Origin of the sequence: Fusobacterium sp. SYSU M8D902 (assembly GCF_040199715.1) — a bacterium.
In the GTDB taxonomy this organism is placed as follows: domain Bacteria; phylum Fusobacteriota; class Fusobacteriia; order Fusobacteriales; family Fusobacteriaceae; genus Fusobacterium_A.
The window spans coordinates 1-18,431 of the sequence record NZ_JBEFNA010000009.1 but is presented as its reverse complement, the minus strand read 5'-3'; the positions used below and the strand labels follow the sequence as shown (position 1 = coordinate 18,431).

General features: G+C 31.4%; 19 protein-coding genes and 1 riboswitch. Of the genes, 13 read left to right on the top strand and 6 right to left on the bottom strand.

Annotation, left to right across the window (positions count from 1 at the left end):
* Positions 1-35: 35 nt before the first annotated feature.
* Positions 36-2,498, top strand: a complete 2,463-nt coding sequence (locus ABNK64_RS05180) for an AMP-binding protein (RefSeq protein ID WP_349763706.1) — start codon at positions 36-38, stop codon at positions 2,496-2,498.
* Positions 2,499-2,587: 89 nt separating this feature from the next.
* Positions 2,588-3,022, top strand: coding sequence for a globin domain-containing protein (locus ABNK64_RS05175; RefSeq protein WP_349763705.1), 435 nt, complete (start codon positions 2,588-2,590; stop codon positions 3,020-3,022).
* An 88-nt stretch (positions 3,023-3,110) separates the two neighbouring features.
* On the opposite strand, the gene ABNK64_RS05170 is transcribed toward ABNK64_RS05175, so the two are convergent.
* Genes ABNK64_RS05170 through ABNK64_RS05150 form a run of 5 tightly spaced genes read right to left on the bottom strand, consistent with a single transcriptional unit; the run spans position 3,111 to position 7,687 of the window.
* Positions 3,111-4,739, bottom strand: a complete 1,629-nt coding sequence (locus tag ABNK64_RS05170; RefSeq protein WP_349763704.1) for an Rqc2 family fibronectin-binding protein — start codon at positions 4,737-4,739, stop codon at positions 3,111-3,113.
* 15 nt (positions 4,740-4,754) lie between these two features.
* On the bottom strand, positions 4,755-5,429 hold the full coding sequence (locus ABNK64_RS05165) for a MarR family winged helix-turn-helix transcriptional regulator (RefSeq protein ID WP_291256640.1): 675 nt from the start codon (positions 5,427-5,429) through the stop codon (positions 4,755-4,757).
* Positions 5,430-5,441: 12 nt separating this feature from the next.
* Positions 5,442-6,080: a ribulose-phosphate 3-epimerase gene (gene rpe, locus ABNK64_RS05160; RefSeq protein ID WP_349763703.1), complete on the bottom strand. Its 639-nt coding sequence runs from the start codon at positions 6,078-6,080 to the stop codon at positions 5,442-5,444.
* Positions 6,073-6,939: a ribosome small subunit-dependent GTPase A gene (rsgA, locus tag ABNK64_RS05155; RefSeq protein ID WP_300340483.1), complete on the bottom strand. Its 867-nt coding sequence runs from the start codon at positions 6,937-6,939 to the stop codon at positions 6,073-6,075. The genes rpe and rsgA overlap by 8 nt, the downstream gene beginning before the upstream one ends.
* A gap of 37 nt (positions 6,940-6,976) precedes the next feature.
* Entirely contained in the window at positions 6,977-7,687 is a 711-nt protein-coding gene (locus ABNK64_RS05150; RefSeq protein ID WP_291256626.1) for a PASTA domain-containing protein, read from the bottom strand.
* A gap of 165 nt (positions 7,688-7,852) precedes the next feature.
* Here ABNK64_RS05150 and hpt point away from each other — a divergent pair, with 165 nt between their 5' ends.
* The 10 genes from hpt (at position 7,853) to ABNK64_RS05100 (ending at position 16,863) form a co-directional block, all read left to right on the top strand.
* Positions 7,853-8,374, top strand: coding sequence for a hypoxanthine phosphoribosyltransferase (gene hpt / locus ABNK64_RS05145; protein WP_291256627.1), 522 nt, complete (start codon positions 7,853-7,855; stop codon positions 8,372-8,374).
* A gap of 11 nt (positions 8,375-8,385) precedes the next feature.
* Positions 8,386-9,180: a 16S rRNA (adenine(1518)-N(6)/adenine(1519)-N(6))-dimethyltransferase RsmA gene (gene rsmA / locus ABNK64_RS05140; protein WP_300390002.1), complete on the top strand. Its 795-nt coding sequence runs from the start codon at positions 8,386-8,388 to the stop codon at positions 9,178-9,180.
* A 47-nt stretch (positions 9,181-9,227) separates the two neighbouring features.
* Positions 9,228-9,488, top strand: coding sequence for a DUF4911 domain-containing protein (locus tag ABNK64_RS05135; protein ID WP_291256629.1), 261 nt, complete (start codon positions 9,228-9,230; stop codon positions 9,486-9,488).
* A 10-nt stretch (positions 9,489-9,498) separates the two neighbouring features.
* Positions 9,499-9,738, top strand: coding sequence for a KH domain-containing protein (locus tag ABNK64_RS05130; protein WP_291256630.1), 240 nt, complete (start codon positions 9,499-9,501; stop codon positions 9,736-9,738).
* Positions 9,739-9,746: 8 nt separating this feature from the next.
* Positions 9,747-10,298 carry a ribosome maturation factor RimM gene (rimM, locus tag ABNK64_RS05125; protein ID WP_291256631.1) on the top strand — a complete coding sequence of 184 codons (552 nt, stop codon included), beginning with the start codon at positions 9,747-9,749 and terminating at the stop codon, positions 10,296-10,298.
* A 1-nt stretch (position 10,299) separates the two neighbouring features.
* Entirely contained in the window at positions 10,300-11,025 is a 726-nt protein-coding gene (gene trmD / locus ABNK64_RS05120; protein ID WP_291256632.1) for a tRNA (guanosine(37)-N1)-methyltransferase TrmD, read from the top strand.
* Positions 11,025-11,543 carry a gamma carbonic anhydrase family protein gene (locus ABNK64_RS05115; protein ID WP_291256633.1) on the top strand — a complete coding sequence of 173 codons (519 nt, stop codon included), beginning with the start codon at positions 11,025-11,027 and terminating at the stop codon, positions 11,541-11,543. The genes trmD and ABNK64_RS05115 overlap by 1 nt, the downstream gene beginning before the upstream one ends.
* Positions 11,544-11,552: 9 nt before the next feature.
* Positions 11,553-12,116 carry an RNA methyltransferase gene (locus ABNK64_RS05110; RefSeq protein WP_291256634.1) on the top strand — a complete coding sequence of 188 codons (564 nt, stop codon included), beginning with the start codon at positions 11,553-11,555 and terminating at the stop codon, positions 12,114-12,116.
* Between the two features lie 18 nt (positions 12,117-12,134).
* A complete protein-coding gene (locus tag ABNK64_RS05105; protein ID WP_349763702.1) occupies positions 12,135-16,484 on the top strand; it encodes a PolC-type DNA polymerase III in 4,350 nt (1,449 codons plus the stop codon).
* Positions 16,485-16,584: 100 nt separating this feature from the next.
* On the top strand, positions 16,585-16,863 hold the full coding sequence (locus tag ABNK64_RS05100) for an HU family DNA-binding protein (protein WP_291256636.1): 279 nt from the start codon (positions 16,585-16,587) through the stop codon (positions 16,861-16,863).
* Positions 16,864-16,902: 39 nt separating this feature from the next.
* On the opposite strand, the gene ABNK64_RS05095 is transcribed toward ABNK64_RS05100, so the two are convergent.
* Entirely contained in the window at positions 16,903-17,589 is a 687-nt protein-coding gene (locus tag ABNK64_RS05095) for a Crp/Fnr family transcriptional regulator (protein WP_291256637.1), read from the bottom strand.
* Between the two features lie 167 nt (positions 17,590-17,756).
* A riboswitch (Lysine riboswitch) is annotated at positions 17,757-17,931 on the top strand.
* Between the two features lie 99 nt (positions 17,932-18,030).
* Here ABNK64_RS05095 and ABNK64_RS05090 point away from each other — a divergent pair.
* Positions 18,031-18,431, top strand: a 401-nt coding sequence (locus ABNK64_RS05090) for a Na+/H+ antiporter NhaC family protein (protein ID WP_349763701.1), incomplete at its 3' end; no start/stop codon positions are given.

The window sequence follows — 18,431 nt, the reverse complement described above, 5'->3', positions numbered from 1 at the left end:
AGGTAACGGAGATTTAGTATTTCGAGGGGGATTTAGTGAATTTTGTAAAAGATTATAATAAGACAGCTATTATTTATGATGGAAATAAAATTAGCTATAGAGAGGTAATTGAAAAGAGTAAGATTTTTTCAAAAAAGGTGGATATAGGAGTACAAGATAAGGTAATTATCTTTATGGAAAATAGACCTGAGTTACTATATAGTTTTTTAGGAATTTGGGATAGAAGAGGAACTTGTGTATGTTTAGATGCTAGTTTTAGTGGCGAGGAGTTAGTATACTATCTAAATGACTCAGATGCTAAGTATATCTATACTTCAAAAAATAATCTAGAAGCTACTAAGTCAGCTATAGCTTTAAGTGGCAAAGAGATAGAGATAGTGGTTGTAGATGAGATTGAGTGCAATAGCATAGAGATAGATGAGTATGTTCTAAAAGCTCCTGACAGAGAGGATATAGCTCTGATGTTATACACTTCAGGAACAACAGGAAATCCTAAGGGTGTAATGTTAAAATTTGATAATATTTTGGTAAATATAGAGGGAATTGATAAGTATAAGATGTTTTTACCAGAGGATATAGTTTTGGCTCTTTTACCTATGCACCATATATTTCCATTACTAGGGGCTGGAGTTGTACCTCTATCAGAAGGGGCTACTATCATATTTTTAAAAGAATTGTCTTCACAAGCTATGTTGACAGCAATGCAAGAGCATAAGGTAACAATGATGATAGGAGTTCCAAGACTTTGGGAGATGCTACATAAAAAAATTATGGAGAAGATCAACTCTTCAAAAATAACTAAGAGCATCTTTAAATTAGCAGAAAAGATAGATAGTATCTCAATAAGAAAGAGAATATTTAAGAAGGTTCACGAAGGATTTGGTGGAAGTATAAGATTTTTTGTATCTGGAGGTTCAAAACTAGATCCACAAATATCAAAAGATTTTTTAACACTTGGTATTCAAATATGTGAAGGATATGGAATGACTGAGACTGCCCCAATGATTGCTTTTACTCCAATAAATGAGATAGTTCCAGGATCAGCTGGAAAGATACTACCAGGTGTAGAGGTGAAAATTTCAGATGATGGAGAGATACTAGCTAAGGGTAGAAATGTAATGGCAGGTTACTATAAAAGACCTGAAGCAACTGCAGAGACAATAGATAAAGATGGTTGGATACATACTGGAGATCTAGGAGAGATGAAAGATGGATACCTATATGTAACAGGACGTAAAAAAGAGATGATCGTTCTATCAAATGGAAAAAATATCAATCCTGTTGAGATTGAACAATGGGTAATGGCTAATACAAACTTAATACAGGAGATAGCCATAGCTGAGGTTGATTCAGTATTAACTGCTATTGTCTACCCAAATTTCCAAAAAATAGTAGATGAAAAGATTAGTAATATAAAAGAGACATTGAAGTGGGGAGTAATAGACAAATATAATGGGAAAGCTCCAAACTATAGAAAGATACTGGATATAAGAATAGTTCAAGAGGAACTACCAAAAACTAAGTTAGGAAAAATTAGAAGATTTATGTTAAACTCCATAATAAATAAAAAAGAGGAGGAGAATATAACTATTGAAGAACCTAATTATGTAGAGTATAAAGAGTTGAAAACTTATCTTGAAAAGATAAAAAATAAAAAGATAACTCCAATGGCTCATTTGGAATTGGATTTAGGGTTGGATTCACTTGATATGGTAGAGTTACTTACATATTTAGAGACTAACTATGGAATAAAGAGTGAAGAGAGTATAATAGTAAATAATGCAACTGTAGAAAAATTAGCTCTCTATATAAAGGAGAATAGAGGAACAGGAAACTTTGAAGAGCTAAACTGGAAAGAGTATTTGAATAAAGCAGGAAAGATAAATCTTCCAGCTTCGAGTATAGCTATTCACATAATAAAGGCTATATTGTGGCTACCTTTAACTGTCTATGTAAGAGTAAAAAAATATGGTGTTGAGAATATCCCTAATGACAGACCAGTTATTTTTGCTGGAAATCACCAAAGCTTTTTAGATGCTTTTGTATTTGGCTATGCTACACCATTTAAAAACTTGATGAACTCATACTCACTAGCTAAGATAAAGCACTTTAATAAAGGGCATATGAAATTTTTAGCAAACCATTCCAATGTAATATTAGTAGATATAAATAAAAATCTAGGTGAAGTATTACAAACTATGGCAAAAGTGTTAAAAGATGGAAAAAATATAGTTATCTTCCCAGAGGGAGCTAGATCAAGAGATGGAAAGATGTTGGAGTTTAAGAAATCTTTTGCTATTTTAGCTAAAGAGTTGAATGTGGATATATTACCTTTTGGAATAAAAGGAGCTTATGAAGCCTTCCCAAGCAACTCAAAATTCCCTAAACCAGCTAAGGTTGAGATAAAATTCTTCCCTCCTATATCTCCAAAGGATAAAAGTTATGATGAGATAGTAGATGAAACTAGAGAAGTTTTATTAAACTGGGTAGAAAAATAAAAAAAATTGAAATTTGGTAACATATGTTACAGATTTTTTCTGAAAAATATAGTATACTATATTAGTAAACTATTTAGAGGAGGATTAATATGTTATCACAAAAAACAATAGATATAATAAAATCAACAGTACCTGTATTGAAGGAAAGAGGTGTAGAGATAACTCAAGTTTTCTATAAAAATATGTTGGGAGAGAATCCAGAGATAAAAGCTATGTTTGATCAAGATAAGCAAAAGGATGGATCACAGCCTAAAGCACTGGCTATGACAGTTTTAGCAGCTGCTCAAAACATTGAGAACTTAGGAGTTTTAATGCCTACTGTTGAAAAAATAGGAAAGACACATGTAAATTTAAATGTTAAACCAGAGCATTATCCAATAGTTGGAAAGTATTTGTTAGGTGCAATTAAAGAGGTGTTAGGAGATGCAGCAACAGATGAGATCTTAACAGCTTGGGGAGAAGCTTATGGTGTAATAGCAGATATATTTATTAAAGTTGAAGCTGATATGTATAATAAAAAATAGATCTGTTACAAAATATTAAGTTAGTAAAAAAGGAAAAAAGTTACATTGAAGTAATTTTTTTCCTTTTCATTTACTCCTTTAAGTTGTTTTAATCTGATAGTTTTTCAGGTTTTACAACAAGGATATTTTTTTCATTGATATAGGTAACAAAACCGGGTTTACCACCCTTTGGTTTATTGATATATCTTTTTTGAGTATAGTCAACACTTATCTTATCTCCAGTGAAGCCCTTACTATAAAAAGCAGCAATCTCTGCCCCTCTAAAAAGTATATCATCAGTTAACTCTTCACACTTTATAATGACATGAGAACCTGGAATATTTTTACTATGTAACCAGATGTCATTTTTATCAGCGACTTTAAAAGTCAGATTGTCATTTTCTATATTGTTTCTACCATATAAAATTTTGTAGTTTTCACCTTCAACTACTCCATAACCAATCTCTCTACTCTGTTTTTTAGATTTTCCTTTTTTATTACTTTGTTTTAAATATCCTTGAGATATAAGCTCCTCATGTATCAATCTTAAATTATTAATATCGTTACTTGTTTCAATAAAAAGTTTGATACTGTTTAGATAATCTAAATCTTGAGAAACCTCAACTACTCTTCTAGAGTTAGCTTCAAGTCCTCTTTTTAATTTATTATATTTTTTATAGATTTTTTCAAGATTCTCTTGAGGTGTGTGTTGTGGCTCTAGAGGTATCTTTATCATAGTATCGTTATAGAAATCATAAGCATCTACTGAAGACATACCTTTTTTTACAGAGTATATACAAGAAGCTAGAATATCTCCTTGCTCCTTATATTTTTCATAATCGATCTTATCCTCTTTCTCTTTAGCTAGTACTTTAAGTATTTTCTCATCCTTTTTAACTCTCTTTATGATATTATCCATAAGTTGACTTTTTAAAGAATCAAAACTACTTGAAAGATTTTCAGAAGAGATGTAGTAGTTGATGATCTCTCTGAATGATTCAAACTCTAAAACCTCATCATATTTAGATTTTGGAGTGATATTAAGAACAGTAGCTAGGACAATTCTTTTACTATTTAAAAATATTTTTGGAGCTAAGTTACTATTTAAAATATCTTTAAAATCTTGAAAGCTGTTGAGACTTTGTAAAAGAACTTTTCCAACACCCTCTACACTCTTTAAAAGAGTTCCATTTTCTGAAAACTCTACAAATCTTTTTTCATCTAGTTCAAGAGGAGATATTTTTTTCTCAATAATTGGTTGTTCATAACTGATGCCTGGGAACAGTGCTCTCAATCTGTTCTCTTCAAGAGAGAATCTTTTAAGAAGATCAATTATCTTATCATTTTCATCTGTAAAGATAAAGTTTGAGTATTTTCCCATAATTTCAAAATATATATTATAGTTTTTGATCTCACCAAGTTCATTTATTTTAGAAAACTTAAAATTAAGTATTCTATCAAATCCCAATTGAACGATATCAGTTAGCATAGCATTGAGAAGGTGTTTCTTCATATTGGCTGCCAAACCAGCACTACTTTCAAGAACTCCCTCTTTTGAATTTGTAATGTAACATATTGGAAAATTTGGATTACATGAAAATACAAGCTCCATTTTACCAAAGTATATTGATAGAGAAGTCTCTGTATTTTTTGTAATTTTATTGATTTTTTTTCCAGTAAGATTATTTTTTAGTTCATCTTTTATCTTATTTAAAGATACTCCATCAATATAAAACATTATATATCACCATCTTTAGTCAGCTTTTATACCAATTAGATTTTTAGCATCTAAAATATCTAATTCAACAATCTCACCAGTAGGAGATTTTATAACAAATACCTCTTTAGATGAGTGAGGCATAACCTCTACAACACTAAAGTTTTCAATTCCGTGACCAGCAAAGTATTTCTGAACAATAGGAGTTCCTTTTATTTCTACTATTGATACTTTTTCACCAACAGCAAAATCAACGATTGTAAGTGGTTTGAAGTAATCAGTTTTCTCTTGTAAAGCACCAAGAATTAGTTCAAAGATCTCAATAAAATGACTTAGATCTTTATCAGCTATATTTTCAGTTATACTAGACATAATCATTTTATGATAGTTATTGTGATAAGTTAAAGCTTTACTTCCCTTGTCAGTTAAAGAAACATATACCTTTCTTCTATCAGAGTTTGAACGGATTCTAGTGATAAATCCCTTTTCTGTAAGCTTAGATACAGCCACAGTAGCAGTTCCCATAGTTATTCCAATCTTATCAGAAAGTTCATTCATAGTAAGAGATTCTCCACCAATTGCTTCAATTAGGTGTAACTCAGTGTGAGTTAAGCATTTTATACCTCTTTTAAGAGCCATATCTTCAGTTTTATAAAATAGTTTATAAAAATCTTCTAATATCTCATTTACTTTATTAATATTTTCAGTCATCACAGTCATATATTAACCTCTCTTTAAATTTTCTATTCTTTCTTTATAGTCTCCAGAGAAAACATAAGAACCAGCTACAAATATATTGGCACCAGCTTCTATACATCTTCCGATTGTAGCATCAGTAATTCCCCCATCTACTTGGATATCAATATCTTTGCTCAAAGCTCTAACATCTTTTATTTTTTGTATAGAACTCTCTATAAATTTTTGTCCACCAAATCCAGGGTTAACACTCATAACAAGAACCATATCTAATTCATCAATTATATATTTAAGAACATCAACAGGAGTTGCAGGATTTAAAGAAACAGCAGCTTTAATTCCAAATGATTTAATCTGTTGAATAACTCTGTGTAGATGTATAGTTGACTCAGCATGAACAGTAATTAGATCAGCACCAGCCTTAACAAAATCCTCAATATATCTTTCAGGTTTATCTATCATTAAATGAACATCAAAAACTAATTCAGTTTTATTTCTAATAGCTTTTATAACAGGAGCACCAAAAGTGATGTTAGGAACAAAAATCCCGTCCATAACGTCAATGTGTACATAATCTGCACCAGCCTTATCAATTGCTATAATCTCTTCTCCTAATTTGCTGAAATCAGCAGATAATATAGAAGGAGCTATTTTTATATTACTCATATCTATTCCACCTCTCATATTTTAATTTATCATAAACTTTTTTATAAAACTCATATCTTTCCTTGCTTATTTCTCCACTCTCTACAGCATTTTTTATTCCACAAGAGGGTTCATTCAGATGTAAACAGTTGTTAAATTTACAAGCACCTCTATTTTCAAACTCTGGGAAAAGAGCTATCAATTCCTGAGCATCTTTTATATCTGGAAGTTCTACTGAAGAGAAACCAGGTGTATCAATTATATAACCACCATCTTCCAATTCAAGGAGATTAGTATCCTTTGTAGTATGCTTTCCTCTTCTCAGACGTTTACTAGTTTCACCTGTTTCAAGTTTTTTCTCATTTTGCAAGAGATTTATAATACTTGATTTTCCAACACCACTCGGACCACCAAAGGCAGTAATTCTATCTTTTAGGAATAGTTTTAACTCATCTACTCCAATGTTTTTTTTCTGTGAGATTAAAAAATATCTTATGTTTAATTTCTCTAAAAATCTTAATCTCTCTTTTATCTCATCTAACTCCTCATCAGTGAGCAGATCAATCTTATTGATGATAACTATTGGCTTTATTTTGTAGAAAAAACTTCTCAAAAGTAAAATGTTTAATCTTTCATAGTCAATATCTGGATCCTTTCCAGCAAATTGTATCACAAGATAATCTATATTTGCTACTAAAGGTCTTTCAACCAAATTCTTTCTTTCATAGATATTTACAATAGAATTGTCTTCAGAAATCTCTACAATATCTCCAACGACACAGTTATCTTTACTCTCTTTTCTTTTTAAAATACCTCTTAGTTTACATTCGTAAACATTGTCTTCACACTTAACATAGTAAAAACCCTGTATTTTATTGATCACTCTTCCTTTAATTTTTAATACCTCCTAAAGTAGTTTAATTATTTATAACTAAATCAATAGATGATCCAGCAGGAATTTTAGTTCCAGCACTTACACTACTCTTTATTATAACATTTTTCTTAACTTCAGGTACAGAAGAAAATTCAACATTTCCAACTATAAGTGCATTTTTGGTAAGAAGTTCTAAAGCTGAATCAAAACTCTTGCCGATTATATCAGGCATTCTAATCTCAGCTACCTGTTCTGAGCCATTTACAAGAAATGATACTTTTTGTCCTTTTGTCATCAACGTATTAGTAGGAGGATCAGTTGCCACCACCTCATTATACATACCTTGAGTCTTTATAGATACAACTTTATCAACAATAAGTCCCTTTTGTTCAGCAATAACTTTTGCATCTAAAAAGTTCATTCCTGTTAGATTGGGAACGTCAATAAGAGCAGATCCCTTGCTCACCCAAACCTTAATATTTCTATTTTTTTTGACAATAGCATCAGCTTCAGGCTCTTGCAAAAATATCTCACCTATTGGGAGATCAGAAAACTCCTCTCCAACCTCTCTGATATGAAGTTCACTCCCTTTTAACATCTCTTGAGCTCTTTCTAAAGTGTATGTTTTTAGGTCAGGAACCTTATAATATTTTTCATTAAAGTAGATAATTTGAAAGATATTTAGAAAAAATATCCCCAATAAAATGAATCCTAAAATTATTCCACCCCAAATAGAGATTAATTTTTTATCCATTAATTCCTCCATAATTTTAATTTCTTTATAATAATGATAATATCATAAGATACATAAAATATCAATAACTACTTGATAATTTCTAGATTAAATGATAAAATATATCGTAATTGATTTTATTAAAATATAACTTCCCAAAGTTGTATTTTAAAAGGAGGATATGGAGTGGATTATACTATTAAAACTCTTTTAACAAGAGAAGAGGTTGAAAAAAGAATCAAAGAATTAGCTAAAGAGATTGAAAAGGATTATCAAGGGAAAGAATTAGTAGTTATTGGACTATTAAAAGGTTCTATAGTTTTTATGAGTGATCTTATAAAAGAGATAAACCTACCTCTTGTAATTGATTTTATGAGTGTTTCTAGTTACTCTGGAACAACAAGTACTGGTGTAATCAAAGTTTCAAAAGATACTACTATTGATTTAAAAGATAAGGATATCTTAATAGTTGAAGATATAATTGATACTGGATTAACTTTAAGTCACGTAAAAAAATTATTCCAAGATAGAGGAGTTAAATCTCTAAAAGTTTGTACTCTATTAGATAAGCCTAGTAGAAGAACTGTTGAGATGAAAGGTGAGTATGTAGGATTTGAAATCCCTGACGAATTTGTAATAGGATATGGATTAGACTATGATCAATATTATAGAAATTTACCTTATATAGGAGTAGTTGTAAAAAATTAATTGGAGGGAAAATGTCCTTTAAACATAAGAAAAAATTTGGACAGAACTTTTTAACTGATCAGAGAGAAGTGTTGAGAAAGATTATGGAAGTTTCAAATGTTCAAGCTGAGGATACTGTTTTAGAGATAGGGCCTGGTGAAGGAGCATTGACAGCACTACTTTTGGACACAGCTAAAAAGGTTGTAACTGTTGAAATAGATAGAGATTTAGAAAAAATATTAAGAAAAAAATTTGATGGAAATCCTAAGTACACTCTTGTAATGAATGATGTACTAGAGACTGATTTAAGAGAGTATGTAGGAGAAGGGACAAAGGTTGTTGCCAATATACCTTATTATATAACATCACCTATAATCAATAAGCTGATTGAAAATAGAGAGATAATAGATGAGATATATATTATGGTTCAAAAGGAAGTGGCAGAGAGAATCTGTGCTAAAAAAGGAAAAGAGAGAAGTGTTTTAACTTTAGCAGTTGAATATTATGGTGAGGCTGAGTATCTTTTCACTATCCCTAAGGAGTTTTTCACACCAGTTCCTAAAGTGGATTCAGCTTTTATGTCAATTAAACTATATAAAGATAAGAGATATGAAAATCAGATTCAAGAGGAAATTTTCTTTAAATATGTTAAAGCAGCTTTTGCTAACAAAAGAAAAAATCTTTTGAACAACTTCTCAAGTCTAGGATATTCTAAAGATGAGTTAAGAGTTGTTTTAGAAAAAGCTGGAATAGCTGAAAATGAGAGAGCAGAGAATCTATCAATTGATGATTTCTTAAACTTGATTTCAATTTTTGAAAATAAATAGAATTTAGAGAGTGGCATCACTCTCTATTTTAAAATATTGGAGGAACTATGTTAACAAGCTACGAATTTTTAATTCAAAGTAGAAAAGAGGACATAGATTTTATCAATAAGATAATAGAAGCCTATGAGGGAATAGGAGTTGTGAGAACAGTGGATGCTAATGCAGGACTTTTAAATGTGATCTCAACTGATGATTTCAAAGATTATGCAAGAACTATTATTGAAGATTTAGATAAAAACTATGGAGTAGAAGCAAAAATAATTGAAGAGGGAGCCTGGAAGGGATCGCTTTATATAAATAAAAAATAGGGAGGAAAAAATGGAGAAATTAGAAAAATTAATTAGATACATCATAGAAGAGTTAGTGGATAATAATTCAGAAACAAGAATTACATATGATATGGTAGATGATACTGTAGTATTTAAAGTGAATGTTGCTCAAGGCGAGATGGGAAAAGTAATTGGAAAAAATGGATTGACAGCAAATGCTATAAGAGGAGTTATGCAAGCTGCTGGAGTAAAAGATAAACTTAATGTAAACGTTGAGTTTTTAGATTAGGAGGGTGCATGGAACTTTTAACAATTGGAAAAATATCAGGAACTCATCATTTAAAAGGAGCTGTAAAAGTTGTATCAAATATAGAGAATATAGAGATACTTTTAGGAAATAGAATAGTTATAGAGAGTGACTCTAATAATCAGAGAATCCTTACAGTAAAATCAGCATCACATTTAGTTGGAAATAAGTGTGTTCTAGAGTTTGAAGAGATAACTAATAAAACAGAGGCTGGAAAGTTAAAAAATGGTTTTATAAAGGTTAGAAGAGAGCTATTAGGAATAGGAGAAGATGAGTATCTTTTAAACGATCTATTGAATATGAAGGCTATAGATGTGGATAACAATGAGGAGTTAGGATTAGTTGTAGATATTTTTGAAACAGCTGCTCACGATATTCTTGTTATAGAATCAGGGAAGACAGAGATAATGGTTCCAGATATAGATGAGTTTGTAAAGAGAATAGACTTTGATAAAAGAGAGATATATATCCATTTAATTGAAGGAATGAAAGAGGAAAAAGGTAAAAAATATCAACAAGATGATGGAATGGACGAGGAATAGTATGAAAATAAATATTCTTACTCTTTTTCCTGAGATGTTTTCAGGATTTAAAAGTGAAAGTATAATAGGTAAAGCTTTAGAGAGAGGATTGCTTGAGATAAACATAATCGATATTAGAGATTTTTGTTACGATAAACATAAGCAGGCTGACGATATGCCATTTGGTGGTGGAGCTGGAATGGTTATGAAGATAGAGCCACTATTTAGAGCTTTAGAAACAGTAAAAGGAAAGGTTATATATACCACTCCTCAAGGGGTTAAATTTAATCAGCAGTTAGCTATATCCTTATCACAGGAAGAGGAGATAACGATTATAGCAGGACACTATGAGGGAATAGATGAGAGAGTAGTGGAGAATAAAGTTGATTTAGAAGTTTCAATAGGGGATTTTGTTTTGACTGGAGGAGAGTTACCAGCTATGCTGATGGCTGATTGTATAGCTAGATTAGTTCCTGGAGTTATAAAGAAAGAGTCCTATGAGAATGATTCTTTCTTCAATGGACTACTAGATTATCCACAGTATACGAGACCAGCGGAGTATGAAGGATTAAAAGTTCCAGCTGTATTGCTATCAGGGCATCATAAAAATATTGAGACTTGGAGATTAAAAGAGAGTTTGAAGAGAACATATATCAGAAGAAAAGATTTACTAGAGGGAAGAGAATTAACTAAAGTAGAGAAAAAGCTCCTAGCTGAGATAAAAAAGGAACTTGGAAAGGAAAGATAATGATATATAAATTTGGAGAGAAGATCCCTAAACTGGGAAAAAATAATTATATAGCTCATAATGCCACTGTAATAGGTGATGTAGTTACTTCAGAGAATGTTTCTATATGGTTTGGAGCAGTGGTAAGAGCTGATATGAGTAGGGTGACAGTAGGAAGAGATTCAAACATTCAAGATAATTCAACTGTACATGGAGATACACCATATCCAGTGACAATTGGTGAAAGAGTAACTATAGGACATAACTGTATTATTCATGGATGTGTTATTGGAGATGAGTGTGTAATAGGAATGGGAAGCACTATTTTAAATGGTAGTGTAATTCCTAATAACTGTCTAGTAGCAGCAGGATCAGTTGTCACTCCAAAACTTCAAGCAAAAGAGGGAGATCTCATAGCTGGTTCTCCAGCTAGAGTAGTTAGAACTCTCACAGAGGAGAATAGAGAGTATTTAAAATATGCCTATAAGGTTTATGTTGAAGATATAGAAAAATACAAGTCAAATTTAGAGGAAATTTAGGAGAAAAAAATGAGAGAAAAAGTTTATTTAGGATTAGTTCACTATCCTGTTTATAATAAAAATAATAGTGTAGTTTGTACATCTGTTACAAATTTTGATATTCATGATATATCTAGAAGTTGTAGAACATATGATCTAGCAGGATATAGATTAGTAGTTCCTGTAGATGCTCAAAAAATGTTGACAGAGAGAATTATAGGGTACTGGCAAGAGGGTACAGGAGGACAATTTAATAAGGATAGAGAGGATGCTTTCTCAATAACTAGAGTGATGAACAGCATAGAGGATACAATAGCTGAGATAGAGGCAAAAGAGGGACAAAAGCCTGTAATTATAACTACATCAGCAAGAATATTTCCTAATACAGTAGGATATGGAGAGTTATCTCAGAAGATATTTGAAGATGATAGACCATACTTATTACTATTTGGAACAGGTTGGGGCTTAACTGATGAGGTAATGGATATGTCAGATTATATATTAGAGCCAATTAGAGGAAATACAAAATATAATCACCTATCAGTTAGAGCTGCTGTGGCTATAATATTGGATAGATTATTAGGAGAAAAATAGTCTATTTTGGAGGAACAAATGGATAGAAATGAGATAAGAATAAAACCACAAGATGGAATTTTTAGGAAGATGGGAATAAAAAATGTAGATGTTGCAGAGATTGTATTCTCACAAAGAAATAAAAAAATGAGATTTAAATGTTCTGTTCCTTCAGTTAATGATCTAAATGAATTAGATGTCATCTATGAGAATATAAAGAAAAATTTTGGAAAAGAGCTGGAAGTTGATTTTACAGTAAGCTTTTTAGAGAAAGATATAAGAAAAGAGCAGTTGATAGAGATAGTAGAGAGAGCAATCATAAGATTGAAAGCTAGAAATGCTATCTCTAAATCTTTTTTATATCTATATAGAATAACTATTGAAGATGAACGTATAAATATAACATTAGCTGAACAGAGTGCTATAGATATATTAAAAAACTCACAAATTGATGAGAAGTTAGAGAGTATTTTAGAGAACTTTGGAATATATAATTTTAGGGTAAATTTTGTATTGGGAGATTTTACTCAAGAGGTTTCTAAAATTGAAAAAGAGAAACAGAATGAGATTATCACTTTATCAGCTAAAATAGATATGGAAAATCAAAAGAATGCTCAGCAAAATATTAATAAAAATAGATCGCAAGAGGTATTTGTTAAGAGTGCTGGATTCTCAAAAAGTGGATTTTCTGCTAATAAGACAAAGGAGATTAAAGGGAAATCAATACCATTAGAGGAGTTTTTTGAACTATATGATGATGATACTTGTGTAGTTGAAGGAGAGATATTTGCACTGGAGTCAAGAGATATAAAAAATGATAGGGTAATTATGACTATTAGAGTAACTGACAATAAGACATCTCTAACTACAAAGATATTTTTAGAAAAGGATAAACCTCTTGAGATAAAAATAGGTGACTATGTAAAGATAAGTGGAAAGAAACAGACAGATAGATTTTCAGATAATGAAGAGATAATGATGATAAACTCTATAAATAAATTGGATAGAGTTAAGGAAACAAGAGTAGATAAATCTGAATTAAAAATGGTAGAATTACATACTCATAGTAAAATGAGTGAGATGGTAGGGGTAGCAGATATATCTGATATAATCAAACAAGCTATTGCCTATGGACACCAAGCAGTTGCAATTACAGATTACTCTGTTGTTCATGCTTTTCCATTTGCATATAAAGCAGCTAAAGGAAAGGATATTAAGCCAATACTTGGTTGTGAGATGTATATGGTAGATGATGAGGCAGAGATGGTAAGAAGTTGTAAGGACTCACCTATTATGGAGGAATATTTTGTTGTATTCGACTTGGAGACAATGGGACTTAACTCACATGAGCATGAGATAATAGAGATAGGAGCAGTGAAATTACAAGGAAATAGAATTATAGATAGATTTTCACAGCTAGTAAATCCAAAGAAAGCTATACCACAAAAGATACAGGAGCTTACTAATATAACTCAGGATATGGTGGACAATATGCCTACTATAGAAGAGGTGTTACCAAAGTTTATGGAGTTTGTTGGAGATGCAACTATGGTAGCTCACAATGCAGCTTTCGATATGGGATTTATAAGAAGAGATGTAAAGAGGTTGTTAGGCTATGATTATACTCCTGCAGTAATAGATACACTTCAGATGGCTAGGGATCTTTATCCAGATTTAAAGAGCTTCGGGTTGAAAAACTTAAATAAGGTCTTAGGACTATCTTTAGAGAGTCACCATAGAGCTGTAGATGACTCACAAGCTACTGCAAATATGTTTATCATCTTTATGGAGAGATATTTAGATAAGGGAGTTACTAATCTAAATGAGATAACAGGAGCATTTCCAATAAATTTGAAGAAGCAAGATACACATAATGTAATGGTGTTAGTGGAGAATTTAGCTGGATTAAAGAATATGTATAAGCTTGTTTCAGAAGCTCATATAGATAACTATGGAAATAAAAAACCAAGAGTTTTAAAGTCACACCTTCAAAAATATAGAGAGGGCTTGATAGTTGGAAACTCATTGACTGTACATTTTTCTAATGATAGTGAGTTATCTGATTACTATATGAGATATGATTATGAAAATATAGAAAAAAATATAGAGTTTTATGATTATATAGAACTGTTACCTAAAGGAGCTTATGCTGAACTATATGAAGAGGATGGAACGGGAAGTATCTCATCTTTTACAGCTATTGAAAGCATGAACAGCTATTTCTATCAATTAGCAAAGAGTAAGGGAATTATGGTTACAGCTAGTTCTAATGTTCACTATTTAGAAGAGGAAGATTACAAGATTAGAAGTATTTTGCTATATGGTAGTGGAACAGTTTTTAGAAAAAATCAATATATGATAGATAATAAATTTTTCTTTAGAACAACTGATGAGATGTTACAAGAGTTCAGTTATTTAGGAGAAGAGGTGGCTAAGGAGATAGTTATAGAGAATACTAATCTTATAGCTGATAGAATAGAGAAGATAAAACCAGTTCCAGATGGATTTTATCCTCCTAAGATAGATAATGCTGAGAATATAGTAAAAGAGATGACGTATGAAAAAGCTTATAGAATCTATGGCGATCCACTTCCAGAGATTGTTGCAGCAAGGTTGGAAAGAGAGTTAAATGCCATTATAGGAAATGGATTCTCAGTGCTTTATCTCTCTGCACAAAAGCTGGTAAAAAAATCATTAGATAGTGGTTATCTAGTAGGGTCAAGAGGATCAGTAGGATCTTCACTTGTAGCTTTTATGATGGGAATAACAGAGGTTAATGCCCTTTATCCTCACTATATCTGTACCAATCCAGAGTGTAAACATTCTGAATTTATAGAGAGAGAGGGAGTGGGGATTGACTTACCAGAGAAGGTATGTCCAAAGTGTGGACAGATGTATAAAAGAGATGGATACTCAATACCATTTGAAGTATTTATGGGATTTAATGGAGATAAAGTTCCAGATATAGACCTTAACTTTTCAGGAGAGTACCAATCTGAGATACATAGATATTGTGAGCAGATGTTTGGAAAAGAGAATGTATTTAAAGCAGGAACAATCTCTACACTAGCAGAAAAAAATGCTGAAGGTTATGTTAAAAAGTATTTTGAAGAGCATGATATGAAAAATAACAGAGCTGAGATAATTAGACTTGCTAAGAAGTGTGAGGGAGCTAAAAAGACAACAGGACAGCACCCAGGAGGAATGGTAGTAGTACCAAGAGACCACACAATCTATGAGTTTTGTCCAGTGCAAAAACCAGCTAATGATGAGAAAAATGACTCAATCACAACTCATTTTGACTATCACGTAATGGACGAACAGCTTGTAAAACTAGATATATTAGGACATGATGATCCGACTACTATAAAGCTACTACAGGAGTATACAGGAGTGGATATATACTCAATTCCACTTGCAGATCCAGAGACACTAAAGATATTCTCAAGTACAGAGTCACTAGGTGTAACTCCAGAACAGATAAATTCAGTTGTAGGAACATTTGGTGTACCAGAGTTCGGAACTCCATTTGTACGTCAGATGTTGATAGATACAATGCCTAAGACTTTTGCTGAATTAGTTAGAATATCAGGGCTATCACATGGAACAGATGTTTGGTTAAACAATGCTCAAGAGTTTATAAGGCAAAAACAAGCAACACTTTCTCAAGTTATAACAGTTCGTGATGACATAATGAACTATCTTATTGACCAAGGTATAGAGAAAGGAACATCATTTAAGATAATGGAGTTTGTAAGAAAGGGACAGCCTACAAAAAATCCTGAAGGTTGGCAAGCATATTCAGACTTGATGAAAGAACATAATGTAGCTGAGTGGTATATAGAATCTTGTAGAAGAATAAAATATATGTTCCCTAAGGGACATGCTGTGGCTTATGTAATGATGGCAATGAGAATAGCATACTTTAAAGTTCACTATCCGTTGGCTTTCTATGCTGCATATCTATCTAGAAAAGCAGAGGATTTTGATTATGAGATTATGGGAAATCCAGAATCAGCTAAGGCACATCTAGAGATCTTAAATAAAGAGCCAAAATTGGATGTTAAAAAGAAGGCTGAAATGGCTATTTGTGAGATTATTGTAGAGATGTATGCTAGAGGATTGGAGTTCTTGCCAATAGATATATATAAATCTGGTGGTGTTAAATTTACAATTGAAGATGGAAAGATTAGAGTTCCTTTAATTGCACTTGCAGGATTGGGAGGAGCTGTTATTGATAATATTATAAAGGAGAGAGAGGAGAGTAAATTCCTATCTTTTGAAGATCTAAAGAGAAGAACAAAGGTTTCTCAGACAATAGTTGACAAATTAAAAAGTTTAAAAGCTATTGATTCATTGAGTGAAACAAACCAGATTTCTCTTTTTTAGAAAAAAAAATAAAAATAGTTGTAAAATTAGCAGTGATGTGGTATAAAAGATAGTATGAGTACTTATAGTAATTGCTATAAAGATTAAGGAGGATAATCAAATGACTAAAAAAGAATTTGTAGATTTATATTGTGAAAAGGGAGAGTTTACAACTAAAGTTGATGCTGAGAAAAAAGCTATGGCATTTCTTAATGTTTTAGAAGAGGCTTTAGTAAAAGGAGAAGAGGTATCATTCTTAGGATTTGGAAAATTTGAAGTATCTGAAAGAGCTGCTAGAACTTGTAGAAACCCTCAAACTGGTGAAGAGATGAAAGTTGAGGCTAAAAAAGTTGTTAAATTCAAACCAGGAAAAGCTTTATCTGAAAAAGTAAATAAATAGTAATAAAAAAAACTCCCTTTTGGGAGTTTTTTTTTTAATCTATTTACTATCTTTATGGAAATAATCCAATAATTCAGAGTATTTATGAAGAGTGAATCTCTTTTTATTAACACTTATCAATCCCAATTCAGTAAGAAGTTTAACCTGTCTTGAAACAGTCTCCCTCTTAGCACCTAACATCTCAGCTAAATATGTTATTGGAAGATCAAAGTCAATTAAAATTCCTTCTGGAGTCTCTTTTCCAAAATCTCTTCCCAATTTCCAAAGTTTGAAAGCTATCTGTCTATCAACAGTGATTGAGTTAGAGATATTTTTTAATTGATGAGTTAATTTTTTATTTTTTTTGATTAAAGATTCAATAACAGCCTTAGATAATGAGTGACTGCTCTCTAAAATCTTAACAAACTCTAATCTAGGTATCTCTAGAAGCTTTGTAGGAGCGAGTAGCTCACAGCTTAAAGTTGTAACGTTTTCAAAAAGGATTACCTCATTTATAAGATTTCCCTCTCCTAAAAGAAAGATAACTTTTCTTGAATTATCATCATTAGCCTTATAAAGTCCAGCTACACCCTCTAAAATAAAATAAATAGTATTTATCTTCTCCTTATGTGAGTATAGAAGATCACCTTTTTTATACTCCTTTATTTTTGAGATAGCAGATAAGCTATCTTTTGTTTCTTTATCTAAGTTGTCAAGTAAAGCAATTTTATTTAATGCTCTTTTCATTTACACCACCTTTTACATATTGATAATATATTATATAGGAAAGCAAAAGATTTTACAATAAATTTTTTAGTAAAGAGATAAAGAATATAGAAAATAAGGAAAATTTAAAAAGTATATATAATATATATTTTACAAAAATAAAAAATTGAAGTAAAATAAACCGAATAAAAAATGATAGAGGAGCAAATGACAAGATTATAACTGTGGAGTTTTGCAGGCAATGAAACAGTTAGAAAGGGGATTTTGCCGAAATAGAAAAAAATGCTAATTTTTTCTGTTGGCAATATGAAGAATATTCATATTGTTGTCATTGATAAAAGTCAATGGAGAGCTATCTGTGTTTTTATACAATGTTTTTTTTGTATTGTAAATTTATGGCACAGTCTTTTCAAGACTGTGCTTTTTTTATTAAATCAAAAAAGTTTTAGGAGGAAAATTAAAATGGTTGAATTTATTAAATTAATGCCGGTTTTTATCTTAGCGGCACTTATGATGTCAGGGTTTGATGCCTTACTTGCAGCCCCTTTAGCAACAGTTGCTGCAGCAATAGTTGCTATGGTAACAGAAAAAAGAAACTTTTCAGAGGTGGTAGATGCAGCATTGGCAAATGTAAGGGAGATTACTGTTGCTCTATTTATTCTGATGTTGGCTTATGCTATGGCTGAGGTATTTATGGCTACTGGAGTTGGAGCTGCTATCATCAATGTAGCTTTGAGATTGGGAATTACAGGAAAAACAGTTGCTTTGGTTGGAGTTGTTGTTACCTCTATTCTTTCAATAGCTACTGGATCAAGCTGGGGTACTTTTGCTGCTTGTGCTCCAATATTCTTATGGTTAAATCA

Bases quoted from the DNA above. Each gene is read 5' to 3' on its own strand.
- ABNK64_RS05115 (WP_291256633.1), top strand. From the start codon at position 11,025: ATGATATATAAATTTGGAGAGAAGATCCCTAAACTGGGAAAAAATAAT.
- ABNK64_RS05105 (WP_349763702.1), top strand. From the start codon at position 12,135: ATGGATAGAAATGAGATAAGAATAAAACCACAAGATGGAATTTTTAGG.
- rsmA (WP_300390002.1), top strand. From the start codon at position 8,386: ATGTCCTTTAAACATAAGAAAAAATTTGGACAGAACTTTTTAACTGAT.
- rimM (WP_291256631.1), top strand. From the start codon at position 9,747: ATGGAACTTTTAACAATTGGAAAAATATCAGGAACTCATCATTTAAAA.
- ABNK64_RS05150 (WP_291256626.1), bottom strand. From the start codon at position 7,687: ATGGATAAAAAATTAATCTCTATTTGGGGTGGAATAATTTTAGGATTC.
- ABNK64_RS05135 (WP_291256629.1), top strand. From the start codon at position 9,228: ATGTTAACAAGCTACGAATTTTTAATTCAAAGTAGAAAAGAGGACATA.
- ABNK64_RS05130 (WP_291256630.1), top strand. From the start codon at position 9,499: ATGGAGAAATTAGAAAAATTAATTAGATACATCATAGAAGAGTTAGTG.
- trmD (WP_291256632.1), top strand. From the start codon at position 10,300: ATGAAAATAAATATTCTTACTCTTTTTCCTGAGATGTTTTCAGGATTT.
- rpe (WP_349763703.1), bottom strand. From the start codon at position 6,080: ATGAGTAATATAAAAATAGCTCCTTCTATATTATCTGCTGATTTCAGC.
- ABNK64_RS05095 (WP_291256637.1), bottom strand. From the start codon at position 17,589: ATGAAAAGAGCATTAAATAAAATTGCTTTACTTGACAACTTAGATAAA.
- ABNK64_RS05165 (WP_291256640.1), bottom strand. From the start codon at position 5,429: ATGACTGAAAATATTAATAAAGTAAATGAGATATTAGAAGATTTTTAT.
- ABNK64_RS05170 (WP_349763704.1), bottom strand. From the start codon at position 4,739: ATGTTTTATATTGATGGAGTATCTTTAAATAAGATAAAAGATGAACTA.
- ABNK64_RS05100 (WP_291256636.1), top strand. From the start codon at position 16,585: ATGACTAAAAAAGAATTTGTAGATTTATATTGTGAAAAGGGAGAGTTT.
- ABNK64_RS05175 (WP_349763705.1), top strand. From the start codon at position 2,588: ATGTTATCACAAAAAACAATAGATATAATAAAATCAACAGTACCTGTA.
- ABNK64_RS05110 (WP_291256634.1), top strand. From the start codon at position 11,553: ATGAGAGAAAAAGTTTATTTAGGATTAGTTCACTATCCTGTTTATAAT.